A 15,631-nucleotide genomic window follows, 5' to 3' on the forward strand; every position below is an offset into this window, starting at 1 on the left:
AATAATAATTTTTATTTTGTCAAATTCAATTCATAAAAAAAACTATATAAAAGTAAAAGATCATTCAGTTTCTGGAGAGCATTTTGACTTGATGATGAATGCTGAATTGGGAATGCTCGAAACTTTTCCAAAGCCTTCTGACGAGCGGTTGCCGGAATATTATAAGAGTGAAGATTACATTTCTCATACAGACGCGAAGCGAAATGTTTTTGAAAAACTATACCACCTCATTAAAGGTGTCGCTTTAAAAAGGAAACTAAAGCTTATTGAGGAGCTTGTCACCAATTCAAAATCTCTGTTAGACGTTGGGTGTGGTACTGGGGATTTTTTACAAGTTGCTGCAAAAGCTGGATGGACAATTACGGGTATTGAACCAAATATTAATGCCCGAGCAATAGCCAATAAAAAGACGCAAAATGCAGTTCATAATGCGGAACGGCTTTTTCAATTTAAGGCCAACACTTATGACGTTATAACCCTATGGCATGTGTTAGAACATTTGCCTAATCTGGAAGAACATATTTCAACTCTTAAAAATCTTTTAAAGCCAGGGGGTACCCTCATAATTGCCGTTCCAAATTATAGAAGTTATGATGCGCAGCTGTACAAAGAATTTTGGGCTGCGTATGATGCACCACGACATCTTTGGCATTTTAGTCAGGATGCTATTAAAAATTTGTCCATTCGGGCGGATATGAACGTCATCGAAATATTACCCATGAAGTTTGATGCCTTTTACGTGAGCTTGTTGTCTGAAAAATATAAGTCAGGGAAAATGAATTATCTCAAGGGGTTTTGGAACGGGTGGCGCTCAAATGTTAAGGCACGGAGTTCGGGAGAGTATTCGTCATTGATTTATGTGATAAAGAAAGGCTAAAAGCTGTTTGAGACGTTTTTAACGCGTTTTAATGCTTCGTAAGTGTATTGTCATGTAAATTTCGTAAGACTTTTTTAAATCGAGCGGTACGCGTGTGTTTCTGATTGATATAATTTATACAAAACTTAATTTTTATAATAAAAACCTATACTATATATTTTTGTTAATTTCCCGTTGACTTTATTACATTTGCACAAATTCTAATAAACATAAATAATGAAAAAAGGTTTTATCGCTCTACTAACTTTAGTGATGTTGTCATCATGTCAAGAGCAAACAAAAATTGGATTTGTCGATAACAGCAAATTGATTAATGATTACCAAAAGAAAAAAGACATTGAAGCAAAGTTCCAAGTAGAAATAGACGCCTTCAATAAAAAAGTTGATAGTATTGGTCAGTCTTTTCAAGCGCAAGCTGCAGAGATGCAAGCATCAGATCCTAATATGGCTCAAAAAGGCTCCCAAGAGAAATACCAAGCTTTAGCGCAACAATACCAGCGTTTCCAACAACAATTCCAAATGGAAGAACAACAAATACAAACTAAAAGTCAATCGCAAATAGATACGCTTATTAAACAAGTAAGAACTTTTGTGAAGAATTTTGGCGAAAAGAACGACTATTCTTATATTTTAGGAAGTAATGAGGCAGGAAGTGTCATGTACGGTGATGAAAGTAAAGACTTGACTAAAGAAATTCTAGAAGCACTTAATGCGGAAGGTAAGAAAGATTAAGCTACTATTGAAATTTGATGCGATTTGATCGACATCAATCTGCTATATGAATAAAAAAAGCCAGTTTTTAACTGGCTTTTTTATGTAATAATCGCGTCAGTTTGATCGATAAATCCGTTAGGACTATTTTAGAATTACCATTGCGTTCTATATGGTAAATGGCATCTTCCAATTCTTGGCTGATGTCCATAATATTGCCTTCATGGATGAACGGCGCAAAATTCTCTAGTTTAAAATTCTTTGTTTTCGGCTCCATAAACACCAACGCATCGGCATTGTAGTTCATCAAAAGTGCTTGTCTGAAAAAATCCAAACAAAATTGTAAAAACTGTTTTTGTGTTTCGCGACCGGTTTTGGCAATTTGCTCACTCCAACTAATTAAATCGTGGATAGCCGTTTTATTGCCCTTTGCTTTAAAAGCACTTCTGATCCAGAATACAAACCATTCTTCAAATTGTAAATCTTCAGAATCGTGGTATACTAAATCACAGGCTTTATTGTAGTTGCCATTAGATTGATGGGCTATTTTTGTAGCCGTAGCTTCGTCTAATTGGTAATTTCTTTGCAATGCTTCAATAATGACGCCTTCTGCGAGAGGTGGAAAATGTAATACTTGGCAGCGGGACCGTATGGTGCTTATAATTTGCGATTCGTCTTCAGCAATCAAAATAAAGACGGTTTTGGCTGGAGGCTCTTCTATTAATTTTAGCAATTTGTTTGCGGCAGAAGTGTTGAGCTTCTCCGCCATCCAGATAAGCATTATTTTATACCCACCTTCATAAGATTTAAGTGACAGCGCCTTGACAATATGTAAGGCTTCATCAACACCAATTTGCCCTTGTTTGTTTTCAACTCCTAAGATGCGATACCAATCAAAAAGGTTTCCATAGGGTTGCTCTTTAAGCAATTGGCGCCACTCTTCCATAAAATGGTTAGAAACGGGGTGCTTTTTAATCTTATCTGTAGTAGCCACCGGAAAAGCAAAATGCAAGTCAGGATGTGCAAAGTTTGCAAATTTTAGGTTGCAACTGTCATTACCACCAGTGTTTTCTGATTGCTTATTGCCACAAAGGATGTATTGGGCGTAGGCCATAGCCATGGCTAAAGTTCCAGAGCCTTCCGGACCCACAAATAACTGTGCATGCGGTATGCGCCCGTTGTCTACACTTTGGGTCAAATGATTTTTAAGATGATCTTGTCCTAATACGGTACTGAATTGCATGGCACAAAACTATGTATTTTTTTCCATAAAAGAAGCTGGAATTCCATTTCGTAAACGAATGGATTTTTTATCGTTTTAGAATTAGTTACATTTGTTTCCATTTTAACAAATTACATAACAATGAAAACCTTAAACAACTTCAATTTTAAAGATAAAAAAGCACTTATTAGAGTAGATTTTAATGTGCCTTTAGACGATCAATTTAATGTGGCGGATGATACCAGAATTTCAGCAGCTAAACCAACCATTATTAAAATTTTGGAAGATGGTGGCAGTTGTATCTTAATGTCACACTTAGGAAGACCAAAAGGTGTTCAGGAGGAATTTTCATTACAACATATTTTAAACAATGTGGAAGAGATTATTGGGGTAGAAGCTATTTTTGTATCGGATTGTGTTGGTGAAGAAGCACAGACTGCTGCCAATAATTTACAACCAGGTCAAATCCTGTTGCTGGAAAATTTAAGATTTTACAAAGAAGAGGAGGCAGGAGATAAAGATTTTGCTGAAAAGTTATCAAAACTTGGAGACATCTATGTCAATGATGCTTTTGGTACCGCCCATAGAGCACACGCTTCCACTGCTGTTATTGCGCAGTTTTTCCCAGAAAAGAAATGCTTTGGCTATTTGATGGAGCAAGAAATTAATAGCATTAAAAAGGTAATGGAGACGGGAGAAAAGCCTGTATTAGCGGTTCTGGGTGGCGCAAAAGTGTCCTCAAAAATTACTATTATTGAGAACATATTAGATAAGGTGGACCATTTAATCATTGGCGGCGGCATGACGTATACCTTTGTCAAGGCTCAAGGGGGCGCTGTTGGCGATTCGATATGCGAAGATGATAAAATGGAATTGGCACTTGAAATTTTAAAACAAGCCGATGCCAAAAACGTAAAAATTCATCTTCCGGTAGATGTTGTGGCTGCAGATGACTTTAGCAATGATGCCAACACGCAAATTGTTAAAGTGGATCAGATACCAGAAGGGTGGCAAGGTTTGGATGCGGGTCCAGAATCTATCAAAATTTTTCACGATGTGGTCCAACAATGCAAAACCATTTTATGGAACGGACCTTTAGGCGTTTTTGAAATGGAAAATTTTGCTAAGGGTACTATTGAACTTGGAAATTCAATTGCCAAAGCTACCAAAAATGGCGCGTTTTCTTTAGTAGGTGGGGGCGACTCAGTTGCTGCCGTTAAAGAATTCGGTTTTGAAGATAAAGTAAGCTATGTGAGCACAGGGGGCGGTGCCATGTTAGAAAGTTTAGAAGGCAAAACACTCCCAGGAATTGCAGCCATATTAGAATAATAGTATATTCTCCATAATGTATAGCAAAATGATGGTATAGACCACAAGTAGTATTTATCCGATGAAACGCATTGGTTTGTGTTAAATTGTTGTTTTATACCATCATTTTAAATATTATTGTACGATTTTTATCTACAAATCGTTGATTTATAAAATACCATACCAATGAACCAAAAAATAGTATCTCTAACTTTTGGCGCCTTATGTGTATGTGGCCTTAGCTTTTCTCAAGTTCAAAAGCTAAAAAAGGACACTGACCTAGCACCAAATAAAACTGTTTCAGTTCAAATGGATTCCATTAGTGATGGAAAAAACTTGGCCGTGAAGGAGATAGAACCCGTTGCTGATTCTTTACAATCTACCAAGATTGAAGATTTGCTGATAGCTTCTGAAATTGACCAAAAATGGCTTGATGAGCTTTATGGAAACGAATTGTTTGACAGTATTTATGAATCTGTTACGGATTTAAAATATGACGCTGTTGATTATCCTGAGTTGCCTACTGATACATTAAAAGTCCGACTTAAAAAATTAAGCGCTAGGACCCCTTTTAATATTGAATATAATGAGTCGTTAGAAAGTGTTATCAAATCGTATTTGAAGCATAGACGTCACTCTATGGAACGTTTAATGTCCTTAAGTGAGTATTACTTCCCTTTATTTGAAAAGGAATTGGACAACTATAATATTCCTTTGGAGATAAAATATTTGGCCATTGTAGAATCGGCTTTAAAACCTAGGGCAAAATCACGTGTTGGCGCCACCGGATTATGGCAGTTTATGTACGGCACCGGTAAAATGTATGGATTAGATGTAAGCAGTTATGTAGATGAGCGAAGTGATCCAATTAAATCCACAGAAGCAGCCAGCAAATATTTGGCGAAACTTTACGAGATTTTTGGCGATTGGGATTTGGCTCTTGCCGCCTACAATTCTGGTCCGGGTAACGTCAGTAAAGCCATCCGTCGTTCTGGAGGTTATGAAAATTATTGGAATATCAGACCTCATTTGCCACGTGAAACAGCAGGGTACCTCCCCGCCTTTTTAGCCACCATGTACATTTTTGAATATGCTGAAGAGCACGGTTTCAAAAAACATAAACCAAACTTTAGGTATATGGAAACTGATACGATCCACGTGAAACAGATGATCAGTTTAGATCAAGTGTCCGAATTGTTGGAATTACCAATGGAAGAGCTTCAGTTTTTAAATCCTTCTTATAAATTGGACGTCATTCCTTTTGTTGAAGGCGAAAACTACACATTAAGATTACCAAAACATGCCGTTGGTAAATTTGTGAATAATGAAACAAGTATTTACGAATATGTTACTAATGAATTGAACAAACGTGAAAAACCAATCGTTCAAATTTTAGATTCTAAGTCTAAATCCACCTATAAAGTGCGGTCAGGAGATAATTTAGGTAAAATTGCGCGACAATATGGGGTGAGAGTCTCAGATTTAAAAGCTTGGAATGGATTGCGAAGCAACAATCTTAAAATCGGGCAACGCCTTTCGGTTTATAATGCTCAGCCCTCAAAATCTATAAGTACGGTTGCTAACAATTCTAGTATTAAGAACACTGCTTCCAATGGTTCAAAAACCTATAAAGTGAGGTCTGGAGATTCATTATGGAGCATTTCTAAAAAATTTCCTGGCGTTTCCATTCAAAATATCAAAGATTGGAACGATATTAGTGGTGCTAATTTAAAAGTAGGTTCAACACTTAAAATTTCACGTTAAGTGTTTTCATCTTAAAAACGACACCATGAAAATTATTTACGCTCTTGCCTTTTCTTTACTCCTGTTCACTTCCTGCAACAATGGTAAAGGCCAACGAATTATTTCAGGATCTAATGGAAACATTAATAGCCTGTTAATAGTGGTCGACAATTTATTGTGGGAAGATAGCGTAGGTGAAACCATCAGAGATGTTGTGGCTGCATCAGTGCCAGAATTGACTCAATCTGAGCCCCTATTTTCACTAAGTCAAATGCCTCCAACTGTATTTGATGGATTTGCCACAAAGAGTAGAACCATTCTTAAAATTGAAAAGGGAGGGCCCGCAGGTATGGTCATTAAACATGATGTCTATGCAAGACCTCAAACTGTAGTGGTTATTTCTGGTAAAACCGACCAGGAAATCAGTGAGCAACTCATAAATAATGGCGATGAAATTATTGCCGCCTTTAAAAAGGAAGAGCTAAAAGAGAATCAACGCCGCATTAAAATTTCATTGGTAGACGACAAACCACTACAAGAAACGTTGGGTGTCAAATTGAATTTCCAAACCGCCTATAGAATAGCCAAACAAGATAACGATTTCTTTTGGATTCGAAAAGATCTTCCTACAGGTACCATGGATATTTTGGTATATGAGGTGCCATTGAACACTATAAAGAATGGAGATAGTACTATTGTGGATATTGTGAGAATGAGAGATTCCATCGGAAAAGTCCATATTCCAGGGCCTGTAGAGGGCTCTTATATGATTACTGAAGAATCTTACACGCCCTATATGAATGAGACGAAGCTTGATGGCAAATTGACCTATGAAACCAAAGGTATTTGGGACGTTAAGAACGCTTTCATGTCTGGACCATTTATCAATTATGCTATTGAAGATGTTGCGAATGATCGTTATGTGGTGATAGAAGGTTACGTTTTTGCGCCATCGGTTGAAAAACGAAATAATATCTTTGAGCTCGAGGCCATCATAAAATCCATCAGAATTCTATAAACAAAAAGAAAGTGTCTCCATTCTTCCTAAATCCTTTTAAGAATGGAGTATTTTAAGGGCACTCCCATACGGGGAGTCTGCGAAGGGATCTAAAAAAAGCCGTTTCATATAGTATTGAAAAGGCTTTTTGTTGTTTTTATAAGCTAAAAGGGCAATTAGCGATTTTTATCTGTAGATGTGTTTGGTTCATCTCCATCTTCTTTGCTGGCATCTTTAAATTCTTTGATCCCGCTTCCCAAACCTCTCATCAGTTCTGGAATTTTCTTTCCACCAAATAGCAATAATACCAATACAACTACAACTACTATTTGCCATGCTCCAATTGCTAAAAAAATACTTGCTGTTATCATAACATTTAATTTGAACTACAAATTTAATAATTAAACTTCAAATTAAACGTTAAAAACAAACTTTAGATGAAAGACCTAAAAGATTGCTTTAATTTTATTTAATTTTGTTGCGCATGACAACTAGAAAAAAAGAGAAGAAATTCGCAAGGAAATTACTTCATAAGTACCGTTTGGTCGTGCTTAATGAAGATACATTTGAAGAACGGTTCGCTATTAAACTGACCCGGTTAAACGTGTTTGTTATTGTCTCCTTGTCTACTATTTTATTAGTGGCAGCAACCACCTTTTTAATTGCATTTACACCGCTTAGGGAGTTTATACCGGGATATTCTTCAGCAAAATTAAAAAAGCAAGCTACAGAGCTTAGTTTTAAGACAGACTCTTTACAACAGATTATTGATGTAAACGATAAATATTTCAATTCTATAAAACGTGTGTTAACTGGTGATGTTAAAACTGTAGATTTTAACAAGGACTCTATTTTAAACGCTGCCAATGAAGAAATTGCACAAATATCTGTAAAACCAACCAAGCAAGATTCGTTGTTGCGAGACAAAGTAGACAAAGAAGATAAGTACAATCTTTTTGAATCGGCTATCTCTGCTTCCAATTTTGTGTTGTTTCCTCCAGTAAACGGGACTATTTCAGAAGGTTATAATGTAAAGGAAAAACATTATGCGGTAGATATTATCGTCGCTAAAAATACGCCTGTAAAAGCCACTGCCGATGGCACAGTGATTTTCGCAGAATGGACTACTGAAACAGGCTATGTGGTCATTATTGAGCACAGTTATGAATTGATCTCCGTGTATAAACACAATGCCTCTATAACCCAAGAGCAAGGCGATATCGTTAAGGCAGGAGAAGTCATTGCAATGGCCGGAAATAGTGGCGAATATACCACAGGACCACATTTGCATTTTGAATTATGGAGTAAAGGCTATCCCATCAATCCAACTAATTTTATAGATTTTAAATAATGTTTTCAGTAAAATCTGCACTAGCCAAACCCTTTGCCTTCTTTATTAAAAGATCCGTGTTAAAATGGGCCAATAATCCAGTAGACACCCAAAATGCCGTGTTTAAAAACCTGATCCATGAGGCAAAAGATACGCAGTTTGGTAAGGATCATGATTTTTCAAATATACTGTCTCATGCAGACTTTGTGTCTCGGGTTCCCGTACGCGATTATGAAGATTTGAAGCCTTATATAGAACGCGTTGTTGCTGGAGAACTCGATATTTTATGGAAAGATAAGCCTATCTATTTTGCCAAAACCTCTGGCACAACCTCTGGAGCTAAATACATTCCCATTACTAAAGAGAGTATGCCAACGCATATTGAAGCGGCTAGAAATGCCATTCTGATGTACATTGCAGAAACCGGCAATGCCGATTTTGTAGACGGAAAGATGATTTTTCTTCAAGGAAGTCCAATTTTAAATGAGCAGAACGGGATTCAATTGGGCCGTTTATCTGGTATTGTGGCACATTTTGTTCCTAAATATCTACAGAAAAATAGAATGCCCTCTTGGGAAACCAATTGCATTGAAGATTGGGAAACCAAAGTAGAAGCCATTGTTGACGAAACCTTAGCAGAAAATATGACAGTAATTTCTGGAATTCCTTCGTGGGTACAGATGTATTTCGAAAAGATCAATCAAAAAACCGGTAAAAAAGTTGGGGATGTGTTTAAGAATTTCAACCTTTTTATTTTTGGAGGGGTCAACTACGAGCCTTATCGGGCAAAATTTGAAAGTCTTATTGGGCGAAAGGTTGATAGTATTGAACTTTATCCCGCCAGTGAAGGCTTTTTTGCCTATCAAGATCAGCAGAATGAAAAAGGCATGCTCCTGCAATTGAATTCAGGTATTTTTTACGAGTTTATTAAAGCCGAAGATTTTTTTGAGGATCAGCCCCAACGGATTACTATTAAAGATGTGGAGTTGCATACCAATTATGTAATGATTATTTCTTCCACGGCGGGTCTTTGGGCGTATAATATTGGAGATACCGTGGAGTTTACCTCATTGTCACCTTATCGTGTAATCGTTTCGGGACGCATCAAGCACTTTATTTCTGCGTTTGGTGAACATGTGATTGGCAAAGAAGTGGAGCAGGCTTTAAAGGCGGCGGTAGAAGGTACAACGGTTCAGGTCTCAGAGTTTACAGTGGCACCAGAAATTAATCCTCCAAACGGATTGCCTTACCATGAATGGTTTATAGAATTTGAAAACGAACCTGAAAATCTAGGCCACTTGGCAGATAAAATTGAGGCAGCCTTGCAAGCCCAAAACAGCTATTATGTTGATTTGATTGGAGGTAAAGTACTTCAACCATTAAAAATTAAGGTGGTAAAAAAGAACGGTTTTCAAGATTATATGAAATCCATAGGAAAATTGGGAGGCCAAAATAAGATTCCAAGACTTTCCAACGATCGGAAGATAGCGGACATTTTGATCGCGAAAAATTTAACTAAATAATCCTATATTTGTAGGCTAAACACTAAATATGAGTAATAAAAAGCATCATGCCAGAACGCGGGCTCAAGAGAGCTCAAATGCTATTGAAAGAATGTATATTACCATGCGCCATTTGTTTAATCGCGGGTTTTACAAACCTATGGGCATTTCTGGTGAAACCCTTCGTGAATCTTTATTGCTATTAAGACCAGAAATTTATGGTTCAATTGGCGAGGAAAAAGCAGAATTGGAAGGCTTGCTCTATGTTGTTGATCGCTTACCCTATGGCATTGAAGAGTGTACATTTATTAACCTTACCAGTGATGAAGGATATACCAATTCTCATTTTAAAGCGATTATTCCTCCAAAAAGAAGACGTAATTGTTTCCGTATTGATGACGAGCAAATGAACATTGAGATTACTCGTGGTCGTTCAGAAATTTATGATATTTTAACCCACCTGACCTTCATGTTTGTTGAATCCCATAAAATCAGTAAACGTGTGCTGGTGGATGAGCAAGGCACCACCACCCGAGATTGGATAAAATTAGAGAAGGCAGTGCTTTCCAATGAAGAGTTATCTCAAGAAGATAGAGAGGTTGCCATTACGCATACCGCTAATATTTTAGGCAGAACTTTTAACGAATTGACTCAAATGTATAGTGCCTTTGCGTTACCTAATCAACCTGAACGCCTATTGCATTTAGTGTACTGGCTTGGTAAACTTGCTATTGAAGAAGTGGTCAATAACAACAGACGTACGGTAACCTTTAGTCCGGTGCTAAGAGAACGACTTGGGCATCATATTCATGGCGAAATTTGGGCTAACACAATTAAGGATGCGCTTTTAAAAAACGGCCTTATAGAACGCCCTATCCATATTATCAGCGCGAACATGCACAGTGTGATGAATTCTCTGTTTGCACCGCAAGCACTCAAAACACTGGCTGCTAAGAAGAATATGTTTGAAGTTTATGAAGCTTTAAGCCAGAAAGAAAATCAGGAATTGCGAAATAAAGTGACTAAAGAAGCTTTACAGCGCGGGATGATCTATATTCCAGACACGTCAGGAACAAACATTGACGTGCAGATTTTTGATACCGCTAAGATTGATTTTCTAAAAACAGATCTTGAAGGCTATAAAATTCTGGATGATTCAGAAAAACCGGTAATCTTTGTGATGGATTACGCATTTGGAGAACAAGCTTATGAGACCATTGATGAATTGTTAAAACCGCTTAAGAGTAATGACCAGCAAATCCTGCTCAATGTGGATTCAATTTCTATAATGGGTAAAGCCGGAATTTTAGAAGGTGGAAAAGGAGATATCATGATTCCGTCAGCACATATCTTTGAAGGCACGGCAGATAATTATCCCTTAGAGAATGAACTTTCAAAGTCTGATTTTGATGGTCATGGCATTGCTGTTTATGAAGGATCTATGATTACGGTTTTAGGAACATCGCTTCAAAATAAAGAGATCTTAAAATTCTTCTTTAACTCCACCTGGAATGTTATCGGGTTGGAAATGGAAGGCGCACACTATCAGAAAGCCATACAGGCGGCTTCAAAGGTAAGGGGTAGTATCAATCCAAACGTTAAAGTAAGATATGCGTATTACGCCAGTGATAACCCTTTAGAAACCGGAAGTACATTAGCCTCAGGCGGATTGGGAACATCAGGGGTAAAACCGACCTATCTCATAACGAGAAAAATATTACAGCAAATATTTAGTTAACACTAGTAAGATATGAATAAAGATTTGCCACCATCACAACCCTCTGAGGAAGTCGATTTAGGACAATTATTTAAATTAATTGGGAATGTTTTTGACCGTTTCTTCCGATTTATAGGCCGTATTTTTACAGGCATATTTGGGGTGATCCTCTTGTTTCTGTTTTTTATCCAAAAGCATTTTTTGAAATTTATTATTGTTGTTGTTGCAGGGGTAATTATAGGTGCAATCATAGATATAAAGAAGGAGCCTGAGTATATTTCCACTATGGTCATAGAACCAAACTTTAATAGTGTTCAACAACTCTACAATAACATTGCTTTTTACAATGAACTAGCAAAAGCCAACGATTTTTTATCTCTTTCTGAAGCCTTAGATATCACTGATGAAGAGGCCTTGTCTATTAGGGAATTTAGTGTGGAATCCTATTCTGATGAAAATCAGAAAATCATATTATTTGATCAATTTGTACGCAGTTTGGATTCTACAACCCAAAAAGCGATAGATATGAAGGCCTATCTTGAAAACTTCAATTCACTTGATGCGCGTTTTCATACTATTTCAGTTATAGCAAGTGACAATACTGTGGCAAAAAAAATTCAGCCTGCCATTATCTCCTCCATATCAAATAATAGCTATTTCAATTTACAAAAGGACATTAGTGACAGTAATATTAAATTACAGGATAGTCTTTATAAAAAGCAAATTACAGAGATAGATTCTTTGCAGCTATTATACAAAAGAGTGATGCTTAGAGAGGCCGAACGTGCGGTACAAGGCACAAATATTAGTCTTGGAGAACAGGGTACACAGAATAATAAAGAACTTTCATTGATCAATAAAATGGAAGAATTGAAATTAGGACTGGTAGAACTCAACGAAGAACGTGGTAATAAGTCCAGCATTTTAAACGTGATTTCTGATTTTCCTAGAAAAGGTGTTCGTGAAAAGGGTCTTTTAAAAAGCTATAAATTCTTGGTGCCTGCCATACTTTTAATCCTAACGGTTTTGACGTTGTTATTGGTGTCTTTGAATACATATTTGAAGAATTATAAAAGGGAATTATAGGAAAAGGAGTGATTGCAAGTGGCACAAAATTTATTGAGACGCATGTAATAAGATTATTACTCAATAATTAGCAGTTTGTGATATTTATAATTTTAGCGGTTCTAAGCACGCCCGAAGCTTAGAGAATTTGAAAAGACTTAAACCACTTATAAATCAATGTTCATAAAGGGCACTATTAAAGATAGGACTTGTAAAAAAATAATTTAAATCCCTATAGATTTTAGTGTGGCCATTTAATTGACTACTGAGACCCTTTTGGACAGGAGGATATAAAGCCCTTGGGCATAATTAAAGACTAACATCAGAGGGGGTAATTATGCTTAAAACGGCAATATAAAATTAGGTATAAATTAAAATCCGAAGGTCCTCTTATCACTGTAGTTTTTGAAATAAAAAATTCCCTATGGAGTGTTATTTCATGACGCCAAATTGAAAATGTCACTGTGACTATATAGTATCATTTAGTATGATTTGAAAATGTCTAATTTATCTTAATTTCTATTCATAATATAAGCATGTTGTTATTACGCTTAATCGTCGAAAATTGTAGAAATAAATAAGTATTATTCCTCGTTAAATCTTCAATATATTCTATTTTTGTCCTAGCTTACCGTGTATGGTCATTCAATTACAAAATTTGTAAAAATGTTTAAAAAAAAAATCTAATTATTTTTGGTACTCGTCCTGAAGCCATTAAGATGGCACCATTAATTAAAGCATTTCTTAAGGAAAATTCATCATTCGAAACCAAGGTTTGTATTACAGCACAACACAGAGAAATGCTTGATCAAGTATTGGGGTTTTTTGAAATTGTACCAGATTTTGATTTAGATGTAATGACGCCTAACCAAAATCTATATTCACTGACGGCTGATATAATTACCAAGTTAAAACCGGTTTTGGAAGACTTTAAACCTGATTTTGTTTTTGTTCATGGTGATACCTCAACTACAATGGCGGCAAGTATTGCGGCATTCTACTCCGGCGCAAAAGTGTGTCATGTTGAAGCGGGTTTAAGAACCTTCAATAAACGCTCTCCTTTCCCTGAAGAAATCAACAGAAGCATTACTGGTCGTATTGCTGACTATCATTTTTCTCCAACAGGCATTTCACAGCAGAATTTGATTGATGAAAATATTTCAACGAAAAATATTTTAGTTACTGGCAATACTGTTATTGATGCGCTTCAGTTCAGTATTAAAAAAGTAAATGCAGAAGATTTTTTTGATGAGGAAATTGAAATGCTCAAATCAATAATCGATTCTAAGAAAAGATTAATTTTAGTTACAGGACACAGGAGGGAGAACCACGGGCAAGGTTTTATTAATATTTGCAAAGCACTCAAGCAAATTGCATTTCATAATCAAGATACTCAAATTATTTATCCTGTCCATCTTAACCCGAATGTTCAGAAACCAGTTTATGAACAGCTTGAGAACATACAAAACATACATCTCATAAATCCGCTTTCCTACCCCGCTTTTGTATGGCTAATGGATAATTCATATTTGATAATTACAGATAGTGGTGGGGTGCAGGAGGAAGCGCCAAGTTTAGGGAAACCTGTATTGGTAATGCGTGATACGACAGAACGTCCGGAAGCGGTAGATGCCGGTACAGTTGTTCTTGTGGGAACAGATCCTGATAAAATATACTCAGAAACCAAAATTTTACTGGACAACGCAGAGGCTTATGATGATATGAGTAAGTTGCACAATCCATATGGAAATGGAAATGCATGTGAGAAAATTGTAAATTTCATGTTGGATCTTTAGTGTAACAATTTATGAAAAGACTAATAGGCTTAGTAAAAGCTAAGGCGAATGTACAAACGTTTGGAACTATTGCATTAAGAGGAGCTGGAGTTCTATTCCTATTTGGAATTTCAATTTTGATGACTAATAATTTTCCACCAACAGTAGTGGGAGAATATGAATTTATTCGTGTTTTTTTATTGGTTTTTGGAAGCTTATGTTTATTAGGAACGGATGTTTCTATTCTCTTTTTTTCGGGAAAATTAAAAGCATTACATAGTTTCGAAGAAATTAAGAATATTTACTTTACAATAATTAAAATTATAAGTGCGAGTTCAATACTTTGTTTTGGAATATTTTTTGTATTTTTTTCTAAAGCGCAAGTTGATTCTTTTTTTGAAGAAGGGTTTTATGAAATAATTTTTAACAGCCTTTTAGTGCTATCATTTTATGTCATCTCCTTATTTAATATCGAAATTCTCAGGGCCATTGACAAGCCAATTTTATCTGAACTTTTTAGAAATGTTTTCAAGTACCTTCCATTAGGAGTAGGCATATTTATTCATATAATTTATATAGAATTTTTAACGCTATATCAATATTATATTTATGGATTTATAATTTTATTTATCGCCTCTCAATTAACCGTATGGTATTGTTTTAGGGCAATTCAAAACTCACGCACGCAGTCATTTTCAACTAAAGAAATTATCAAAATATCCTTACCAATGGGGGTAAGCAATTTAGTAATGTTTCTATTACTTAGCATAGATGTCTTTTTGCTTAAAAAATATTACGGGAGTGATTATGTCGCATTTTATGCAATCGGAATAAAACTAATTACTATATTATCTGTAGTTATGATAAGTTTTAACATCAACGCTTCTCAACAAATTGCTGAATTTTTTGCGTCTGGCACTAAACAACAGATACAGGTGTTAACAAGGAAAACGGCAAAAAAGATTTTTTTGATCAATTTAGGTATTTCAGCTTTTATTGTAGTTTTTCTCAACGAAATTTTAATGACTTTTGGAGAAGCATATCTCTATATCAAAGAAGCCATTTATGTGCTGTTATTTGCACAGCTTTTTGCTTCTGCATTTGGAATGGTACCAGTATATTTGAACATGACTGGAAGAGGTAACATATATCAGCTAATTTTATTAGTAGCCCTGTTACTTAATGGTGCATTGAACATGATTTTAATTCCTAAATTTAATGTTATGGGCGCTGCATATACATTTGCTTTGACTGTTATGTTTTGGAATATAATTGTGACTTTATACGTTTATAAAAAAGATAAAATAAATTTATTTCTACATTGAAATTGCAGATGTAATGATTTCTAATAAGGTGTTTTTATTAGACATTTTCTAAATTGCAA

The 15,631-nt window shown here is 35.8% G+C and carries 13 protein-coding genes; 11 read left to right on the forward strand and 2 right to left on the reverse strand.

Annotated features, from left to right (window positions below):
• The first annotated feature begins 91 nt into the window (after positions 1-91).
• Positions 92-877 carry a class I SAM-dependent methyltransferase gene (locus JEM65_RS03200; protein WP_199597229.1) on the forward strand — a complete coding sequence of 262 codons (786 nt, stop codon included), beginning with the start codon at positions 92-94 and terminating at the stop codon, positions 875-877.
• A 216-nt stretch (positions 878-1,093) separates the two neighbouring features.
• The gene (locus tag JEM65_RS03205; RefSeq protein WP_199597118.1) at positions 1,094-1,609 is read left to right on the forward strand and encodes an OmpH family outer membrane protein; all 516 of its coding nucleotides are present in this window, start codon (positions 1,094-1,096) and stop codon (positions 1,607-1,609) included.
• Between the two features lie 67 nt (positions 1,610-1,676).
• Here JEM65_RS03205 and JEM65_RS03210 read toward each other — a convergent pair whose 3' ends face one another.
• Positions 1,677-2,831, reverse strand: a complete 1,155-nt coding sequence (locus tag JEM65_RS03210) for a DNA polymerase III subunit (RefSeq protein WP_199597119.1) — start codon at positions 2,829-2,831, stop codon at positions 1,677-1,679.
• A 120-nt stretch (positions 2,832-2,951) separates the two neighbouring features.
• Between JEM65_RS03210 and JEM65_RS03215 the strand changes: the two genes are divergently transcribed.
• The 3 genes from JEM65_RS03215 to JEM65_RS03225 all read left to right on the forward strand — a co-directional run bounded on the left by JEM65_RS03215 (position 2,952) and on the right by JEM65_RS03225 (position 6,879).
• Positions 2,952-4,139, forward strand: coding sequence for a phosphoglycerate kinase (locus tag JEM65_RS03215; protein ID WP_199597120.1), 1,188 nt, complete (start codon positions 2,952-2,954; stop codon positions 4,137-4,139).
• Positions 4,140-4,304: 165 nt separating this feature from the next.
• Positions 4,305-5,882 carry a LysM peptidoglycan-binding domain-containing protein gene (locus tag JEM65_RS03220; RefSeq protein ID WP_199597121.1) on the forward strand — a complete coding sequence of 526 codons (1,578 nt, stop codon included), beginning with the start codon at positions 4,305-4,307 and terminating at the stop codon, positions 5,880-5,882.
• Positions 5,883-5,907: 25 nt separating this feature from the next.
• A complete protein-coding gene (locus JEM65_RS03225; protein WP_199597122.1) occupies positions 5,908-6,879 on the forward strand; it encodes a DUF4837 family protein in 972 nt (323 codons plus the stop codon).
• Positions 6,880-7,034: 155 nt separating this feature from the next.
• Here JEM65_RS03225 and JEM65_RS03230 read toward each other — a convergent pair whose 3' ends face one another.
• Positions 7,035-7,229, reverse strand: coding sequence for a twin-arginine translocase TatA/TatE family subunit (locus JEM65_RS03230; protein WP_199597123.1), 195 nt, complete (start codon positions 7,227-7,229; stop codon positions 7,035-7,037).
• A 113-nt stretch (positions 7,230-7,342) separates the two neighbouring features.
• Between JEM65_RS03230 and JEM65_RS03235 the strand changes: the two genes are divergently transcribed.
• The 6 genes from JEM65_RS03235 (at position 7,343) to JEM65_RS03260 (ending at position 15,572) form a co-directional block, all read left to right on the forward strand.
• On the forward strand, positions 7,343-8,209 hold the full coding sequence (locus JEM65_RS03235) for a M23 family metallopeptidase (RefSeq protein WP_199597124.1): 867 nt from the start codon (positions 7,343-7,345) through the stop codon (positions 8,207-8,209).
• A complete protein-coding gene (locus tag JEM65_RS03240) occupies positions 8,209-9,711 on the forward strand; it encodes a GH3 auxin-responsive promoter family protein (RefSeq protein WP_199597125.1) in 1,503 nt (500 codons plus the stop codon). Before JEM65_RS03235 ends, JEM65_RS03240 begins: the two co-directional genes overlap by 1 nt.
• 28 nt (positions 9,712-9,739) lie before the next feature.
• Positions 9,740-11,428, forward strand: coding sequence for a DUF6909 family protein (locus JEM65_RS03245; protein ID WP_199597126.1), 1,689 nt, complete (start codon positions 9,740-9,742; stop codon positions 11,426-11,428).
• 12 nt (positions 11,429-11,440) lie between these two features.
• Positions 11,441-12,493 (forward strand): hypothetical protein, encoded by a 1,053-nt coding sequence (locus JEM65_RS03250; RefSeq protein ID WP_199597127.1) that lies wholly within the window; start codon positions 11,441-11,443, stop codon positions 12,491-12,493.
• Between the two features lie 665 nt (positions 12,494-13,158).
• Positions 13,159-14,268 (forward strand): non-hydrolyzing UDP-N-acetylglucosamine 2-epimerase, encoded by a 1,110-nt coding sequence (wecB, locus tag JEM65_RS03255; protein WP_307810540.1) that lies wholly within the window; start codon positions 13,159-13,161, stop codon positions 14,266-14,268.
• Positions 14,269-14,279: 11 nt separating this feature from the next.
• Entirely contained in the window at positions 14,280-15,572 is a 1,293-nt protein-coding gene (locus JEM65_RS03260) for a lipopolysaccharide biosynthesis protein (RefSeq protein ID WP_199597129.1), read from the forward strand.
• Positions 15,573-15,631 lie beyond the last annotated feature (59 nt).

Source organism: Gelidibacter salicanalis (assembly GCF_016469035.1).
GTDB lineage: Bacteria > Bacteroidota > Bacteroidia > Flavobacteriales > Flavobacteriaceae > Gelidibacter > Gelidibacter salicanalis_A.

Bases quoted from the DNA above. Each gene is read 5' to 3' on its own strand.
- JEM65_RS03235 (WP_199597124.1), top strand. From the start codon at position 7,343: ATGACAACTAGAAAAAAAGAGAAGAAATTCGCAAGGAAATTACTTCAT.
- JEM65_RS03245 (WP_199597126.1), top strand. From the start codon at position 9,740: ATGAGTAATAAAAAGCATCATGCCAGAACGCGGGCTCAAGAGAGCTCA.
- JEM65_RS03200 (WP_199597229.1), top strand. From the start codon at position 92: ATGATGAATGCTGAATTGGGAATGCTCGAAACTTTTCCAAAGCCTTCT.
- JEM65_RS03215 (WP_199597120.1), top strand. From the start codon at position 2,952: ATGAAAACCTTAAACAACTTCAATTTTAAAGATAAAAAAGCACTTATT.
- JEM65_RS03205 (WP_199597118.1), top strand. From the start codon at position 1,094: ATGAAAAAAGGTTTTATCGCTCTACTAACTTTAGTGATGTTGTCATCA.
- JEM65_RS03240 (WP_199597125.1), top strand. From the start codon at position 8,209: ATGTTTTCAGTAAAATCTGCACTAGCCAAACCCTTTGCCTTCTTTATT.
- JEM65_RS03210 (WP_199597119.1), bottom strand. From the start codon at position 2,831: ATGCAATTCAGTACCGTATTAGGACAAGATCATCTTAAAAATCATTTG.
- JEM65_RS03230 (WP_199597123.1), bottom strand. From the start codon at position 7,229: ATGATAACAGCAAGTATTTTTTTAGCAATTGGAGCATGGCAAATAGTA.
- JEM65_RS03260 (WP_199597129.1), top strand. From the start codon at position 14,280: ATGAAAAGACTAATAGGCTTAGTAAAAGCTAAGGCGAATGTACAAACG.
- JEM65_RS03250 (WP_199597127.1), top strand. From the start codon at position 11,441: ATGAATAAAGATTTGCCACCATCACAACCCTCTGAGGAAGTCGATTTA.
- JEM65_RS03220 (WP_199597121.1), top strand. From the start codon at position 4,305: ATGAACCAAAAAATAGTATCTCTAACTTTTGGCGCCTTATGTGTATGT.
- JEM65_RS03225 (WP_199597122.1), top strand. From the start codon at position 5,908: ATGAAAATTATTTACGCTCTTGCCTTTTCTTTACTCCTGTTCACTTCC.